Origin of the sequence: Tepidibacter mesophilus, from assembly GCF_002724055.1 — a bacterium.
GTDB lineage: Bacteria > Bacillota > Clostridia > Peptostreptococcales > Peptostreptococcaceae > Tepidibacter_A > Tepidibacter_A mesophilus.
Map to the genome: position 1 here is coordinate 1 of NZ_BDQY01000097.1, position 252 is coordinate 252.

Below are 252 nucleotides of genomic sequence, written 5' to 3' on the forward strand. Positions count from 1 at the left end.
TTCCGTTCTGATTCTCAGCTATAAAAATTTTCTTAAATTCATCAGTATACGTGATTGCTTTATTGGTAACATTTTTCACATATTTATTTTGTGCCAAAGTTTCTATTTGTTCTTCTGTAAATATCTTGGATTGTCAACACTTTTTAGGACACTTTTTTGTCGGACATCAATAACCTATATTCTATAGGGCTAAGGTAATCTAATGACCCGTGTATTCTGTGATTGTTATACCAATTTACATAATCAAATAAT

General features: G+C 29.4%; 1 protein-coding gene. It reads right to left on the bottom strand.

Annotation, left to right across the window (positions count from 1 at the left end; genetic code table 11):
• Positions 1-143: 143 nt before the first annotated feature.
• The coding region (locus Tmeso_RS16135) for an IS3 family transposase (protein ID WP_145993146.1) at positions 144-252 on the bottom strand (109 nt) is incomplete at its 5' end.